Source organism: Nostocoides sp. (assembly GCF_035343835.1).
Lineage (GTDB): Bacteria > Actinomycetota > Actinomycetes > Actinomycetales > Dermatophilaceae > Nostocoides_A > Nostocoides_A vanveenii.
Genome location: NZ_DAOQZV010000224.1, coordinates 1 through 5,169, shown reverse-complemented (window position 1 = coordinate 5,169; position 5,169 = coordinate 1). Strand labels below are relative to the sequence as shown.

6 protein-coding genes are annotated in these 5,169 nt (G+C 67.2%); 4 read left to right on the top strand and 2 right to left on the bottom strand.

Annotated features, from left to right (window positions below):
• Window positions 1-139 precede the first annotated feature (139 nt).
• Complete coding sequence (locus tag PKH97_RS13410) at window positions 140-1,099, bottom strand: M48 family metallopeptidase (protein WP_324388020.1); 960 nt, start codon at window positions 1,097-1,099, stop codon at window positions 140-142.
• Between the two features lie 151 nt (window positions 1,100-1,250).
• Here PKH97_RS13410 and lepA point away from each other — a divergent pair, with 151 nt between their 5' ends.
• The 4 genes from lepA (at window position 1,251) to PKH97_RS13390 (ending at window position 4,674) form a co-directional block, all read left to right on the top strand.
• Window positions 1,251-3,104 carry a translation elongation factor 4 gene (gene lepA / locus PKH97_RS13405; RefSeq protein ID WP_324388019.1) on the top strand — a complete coding sequence of 618 codons (1,854 nt, stop codon included), beginning with the start codon at window positions 1,251-1,253 and terminating at the stop codon, window positions 3,102-3,104.
• Window positions 3,105-3,349: 245 nt separating this feature from the next.
• A complete protein-coding gene (locus tag PKH97_RS13400; protein ID WP_324388018.1) occupies window positions 3,350-3,952 on the top strand; it encodes a hypothetical protein in 603 nt (200 codons plus the stop codon).
• Complete coding sequence (locus tag PKH97_RS13395) at window positions 3,919-4,137, top strand: hypothetical protein (RefSeq protein WP_324388017.1); 219 nt, start codon at window positions 3,919-3,921, stop codon at window positions 4,135-4,137. Before PKH97_RS13400 ends, PKH97_RS13395 begins: the two co-directional genes overlap by 34 nt.
• A 285-nt stretch (window positions 4,138-4,422) precedes the next feature.
• Window positions 4,423-4,674 (top strand): hypothetical protein, encoded by a 252-nt coding sequence (locus PKH97_RS13390; protein ID WP_324388016.1) that lies wholly within the window; start codon window positions 4,423-4,425, stop codon window positions 4,672-4,674.
• Between the two features lie 15 nt (window positions 4,675-4,689).
• Here the strand turns inward: PKH97_RS13390 and PKH97_RS13385 are convergent, their stop codons facing one another.
• Window positions 4,690-5,043, bottom strand: coding sequence for a hypothetical protein (locus PKH97_RS13385; protein ID WP_324388015.1), 354 nt, complete (start codon window positions 5,041-5,043; stop codon window positions 4,690-4,692).
• Window positions 5,044-5,169 lie beyond the last annotated feature (126 nt).

Genomic DNA, 5,169 nt, shown 5'->3' with positions numbered 1-5,169 from the left:
CTCCGCGCCCCTCGCCCCAACGCGTGCCGGTCCACCCGCCCGTCGACCCGGTCGCGCGGCGGCTGACTCGCCCGCCCGACGCGTCAGGCGCGCTAACAATCGGTCGACGAGGGATGCCAGTGACACGCGATCGGCCATTTCAGCCGCCGTTTCCCGGAGGCAGGATGGATGCACGCTCCGGCCCAGGCGGGGCCGAGATCATGCCTTTGGGCGCTCGCGGTCGCCACAGCAGCCGCCCCGGGGCCGACCGATCCCGCAGCGCGTGCGCCCGCCACGCCAGCACCGGGTGCGAGGACATCGCGTTGACGGTCCAGACGAAGAAGCCCTTCTCGCTCTCCGCCCGGTCGGCGATCGCGTTGATGTCCACCGTTTCGTTGAGGTACTTCCCGGCAGCCAGGACCGACATCGCGGGCGCGCTGCCGTGCGCGCAATAGGCATACCCGAAGTTGTCCGCGGTGAACTCCTGGCTGCGCGAGAGCGCCGGGCCGATGATCGGCACGATATTGGCGCCGAAGATCCCCAGCCACCGCCAATAACTGGTGTGCCCGGCGGCAATGTGGCCAACTTCGTGGCCGATGATGAAGCGCAGGGCATCGGGATTCTTCAGCCGGCCACCGACCTCGAACAGGTCGCTGTAGATGAAGATGAAGCGGCGGAAGCCGTGGCCCGAGGCCGCCGCATTGATCACGCCATTGCCGAGCACGACATAGGCATCAGGCACCCGCTTCAGGCCGAAGGCGCCGGCGGCGTCCTGCACCATGGCATACGCCTCGGGGTACTGGGTCGGCGTGACCTTGACGCCGTTCAGCCGAAGTTTGGCCATCAGCTGCCCACGCATGAACCACAGCACGAGCGGCGCCAACGCGAACAGCAGCACATACGGGTCGGGCGTCTCGCCCCTGCGGAAGGCGCGGATGACCGCGACTAGGCACGAGATCAGGATCACCACGGAGACGAGCACCGCCACGACGAGCGCGAAATTCTCCAACGGGTGCCGCAAGGCCCCTCGGATGGTGCGGCGCCGACCCGCACGCCCGGGATCGTCGGCGACCGGGTCCACGGGCGCGTAGCCCGGCGGCGGGGGCGGGTGGAGCGACATACGTGATCCTTGACTCCTGCGGTGGCGAGGCGGACGGCACGGACGCCATCCCGGTCTCATTGGATCATCCAGCGCCGACAACCGCTGCTCGTCGCGCGTGGGAGACTAGGCAGTCAGTCCCCGCCCGACCACCGAAGGATCACGAGCGCCAGTGTCACCCCGTGCCCGCACCGCGTTGCAGCCGCACGCCACGCCGCCGGAGCTGATCCGCAACTTCTGCATCATCGCCCACATCGACCATGGCAAGTCGACCTTGGCCGACCGGATGCTGCAGCTGACCGGCGTCGTCGACGACCGCTCGATGCGGGCGCAGTATCTCGACCGGATGGACATCGAACGCGAGCGCGGCATCACCATCAAAAGCCAGGCCGTGCGCATGCCGTGGGAGCTCGACGGCACGACCTATGCGCTCAACATGATCGACACGCCCGGTCACGTCGACTTCACCTACGAGGTCTCGCGCAGCCTCGCCGCCTGCGAGGGCGCCGTGCTTCTCGTCGATGCCGCGCAAGGTATCGAGGCGCAGACTCTGGCCAACCTCTATCTTGCGATGGAGAACGACCTGACGATCATCCCGGTCCTCAACAAGATCGACCTGCCCGCGGCGCAGCCGGAGAAGTATGCCGCGGAGCTCGCCGGCCTGATCGGCGTCGACCCGCAGGACTGCCTCAAAGTCAGTGGCAAGACCGGCGAGGGCGTCGAGGCGCTGCTGGAGCAGATCGTCCGGCAACTCCCGCCACCGGTCGGCGACCCCGACGCCCCGGCCCGCGCGATGATCTTCGACTCCGTCTATGACACCTACCGCGGGGTCGTGACCTATGTCCGCGTCATCGATGGCAATCTCAACCCGCGCGAGCGGATCGTGATGATGTCGACCAAGGCGCAGCACGAGCTGCTCGAGATCGGCGTCATCTCACCCGAGCCGGTGCCGAGCAAGGGCCTAGGCGTCGGCGAGGTCGGCTATTTGATCACCGGCGTCAAGGACGTGCGTCAGTCCCGCGTCGGCGATACGGTCACCAACGCCGGCAAGCCCGCCACCAAGGCGCTCGGCGGCTACCGCGACCCGAAGCCGATGGTCTTCTCCGGCCTCTATCCGATCGACGGCTCGGACTATCCCGACCTGCGCGAGGCCCTCGACAAGCTCAAGCTCAACGATGCCGCGCTCGTCTATGAACCGGAGACCTCCGCCGCCCTCGGCTTCGGTTTCCGCTGCGGCTTCCTCGGCCTGTTGCATCTAGAGATCGTCCGGGAACGACTGGAGCGCGAGTTCAACCTCGACCTGATCTCCACCCAGCCCAATGTCGTCTACCAGGTGACCATGGAGGACGACACCGTCGTCACGGTGACCAACCCGAGCGAGTTCCCGCACGGCAAGATCGCGGAGGTCCGCGAGCCCATCGTGCGAGCGACGATCCTCGCGCCGAGTGAGTTCATCGGCGCGATCATGGAGTTGTGCCAGGGGAAGCGCGGCAGCCTGCGCGGCATGGACTACCTCTCCGAAGACCGGGTCGAGATGCGCTACACCCTGCCACTCGCCGAGATCGTCTTCGACTTCTTCGACCAGTTGAAGTCGCGCACCCGCGGCTACGCCTCCCTCGACTACGAGCCCGACGGTGAGCAGGTCGCCGATCTGGTCAAGGTCGACATTCTGCTCCAGGGCGAGCAGGTCGACGCCTTCTCCTCCATCGTGCACAAGGACAAGGCCTACGGCTATGGCGTGATGATGGCCGGCAAGCTGAAGGAACTCATCCCGCGGCAGCAGTTCGAAGTGCCTATCCAAGCCGCCGTCGGCGCGCGCATCATCGCCCGCGAAAATATTCGCGCGATCCGCAAGGATGTGCTCGCCAAGTGTTATGGCGGTGACATCACCCGCAAGCGCAAGCTGCTGGAGAAGCAAAAGGAAGGCAAGAAGCGGATGAAGATGGTCGGTCGTGTGGAGGTCCCGCAGGAGGCCTTCATCGCCGCTCTCTCCTCCGACGACAACGGCGCCAAGGCCAAGAAGTAGCCGCGATGGCGGACGCCGCGCCTGGTTCTCGATCACTGCTCATCCCGGCGCGGCCCTGCTATGGGGGTTGCAGTTCGCCTTCCTCAACCCGACCATCGGTCTGCTCCTGGCGGCGCTCTACGGCGCGACGCCCGGGCAGGTCGGGTGGGCGCGCTGACGGCGTACAACATCTCCGGATTCGTCTCCACCCTGAGCGTCCCCACTCGCGCAGACCGCTCCGGTGACTACGTCCGGCCGATGGTCGTATGCGTCGTGCTCACCGTCCAGCTGGTCACCGCGCTCGCGCTCGTGACACATTGCCGCTCGCGGTGCTCGCGCTGGTCGCGCTCGGTGGTCCGGCCGGGGTCGTGCTGGGGCTGCTCTTTGCCCATCAACGGGCGCTGGGAGCGAGCGTTGCGCAGATCATGCCCACCCGGGAGGTTTTCTCCTTCGCCCGGATCGCGGGCCCCCCGGTCGCGACTGTGATCATGGGCCTGCTCGGCAATCGGTCGATCTTGTGGACCATCGCGATCATCGGGATCGGTTCCATCGCCGTGAGCGTGGCTCCGGCCAAAGCTGTCCGGGCTGCTGCCCGGGCTGCCGCCCGGGACCGGCCCGGTGTCCCGGAGGGCGGGGGATTGCTCGATGCGATCCGTCGCCGCGAGATCGGACTGCTCGTCGCCGGACTGGTGCTGCTCGGGGCCGCCAATACGGCGGCAGTGTCCGTCACCAACCTCTTCGTCACCTATCGGCTCGATCTGCATGTCCTGTGGGGAGGTGTGGCCCTCGGCGTCGCCGCAGCCCTCGAGATCCCTTCCTGCTCGTGCTCGGCAAGGTGGCCGAACGGGTCGCGCCCAAACGCCTGCTGAAGCTCGGGGCGGTCGCAGCCGTCGCCTACGACGCCGCGATGATGCTCGTCGACGGACCCGTTTCCCTCGTGGCCGTCCAGATCTTCAATGCGGCCAGCATCGCCGCCGTTCAGGGCATCGGGCTGACCGTGCTGCAAGACGCTCTACCCGGTCCGGGTCTGGCATCGGGGTTGTTCATGAACTAGATCCGGGCGGGCGCGGTGCTCGCCGGGCCGTTGATCACCCTGGGGGCCGCACCCGAACTGGGCTATGCCGCCGTCTTCCTGGGGGCCGCGGGGGCTGCGCGGAAGTCAGGGCCTAAGTATCTGTGTCCTCAGGGGGTTCTTTGGAACAGCACCGCCTAGGGCACGGCGTCTGATGGTCAGCCGTCGCCGCAGACCGGGCTTCAGCCCTACGGCCTGGCCGCTGGGCAGCCCGGCTTACCTCAGGCGTATGGCGCACCTGCGGTCAGCTATCCCCCGCCGTATGCCGTGGCTCCGGTCGTCGCGCCGAAGAACCCCGGCTTGTCGTTGATCGCGTCCTTCTTCATCCCCGGGCTGGGGACGATGATCAATGGGGAAGTCGGGAAGGGCATCGCCTTCTTGCTCATCTACCTCATCAGTTGGCCGCTCACCCTGGTATTCGTCGGCGTGCCGCTAATGCTGGGCGTGTGGATCTGGGGGATGGTTGACGCCTATACCGGCGCGCAGAACTGGAACCGCCGCTACGGCATCTGGAGCTAGCCCAGGCCTGCAAACTCAGCTCGCTGTCACCGTCAAGGTGGCCGACCCGGTCTTCTTCCCTGCGGCGTCGAGGCAGGTCACCGTGTGCTGCCCGCTCGCCATCGCCACGGAAGTCGGTTCGGGTTCGCCGTTGTTGCGCTCGACCACAGTGGCGCCGCGCGTGTCGAGAATGCGGACCGACCCGGTGCCGACGACGCTGACGTCGTGCGTGCCCGCGGCAACCGACGGACGGTTGAGTTGGCAGCCGTCGAGGACGACTTCGATCGGAGCGACGGATGGGTCCGGCGGCGGATCGCCGCAGCCACTCACCAGCACGATGAAAAGGGCCGCGCCCGCGATGGCCCCTCGTCCGAGTCGTGATCGTTCCATGCTCGCATGGTGGCGCCGAGCGCGCCCGCCGGGATGAGTAGCAGTACTCAGCGGCCCGTTGAATCGACCCCTCGACGGGGCTGAACCGGCCTTTCGACGGGGCTGAACCGGCCTTTCGACGGGGCT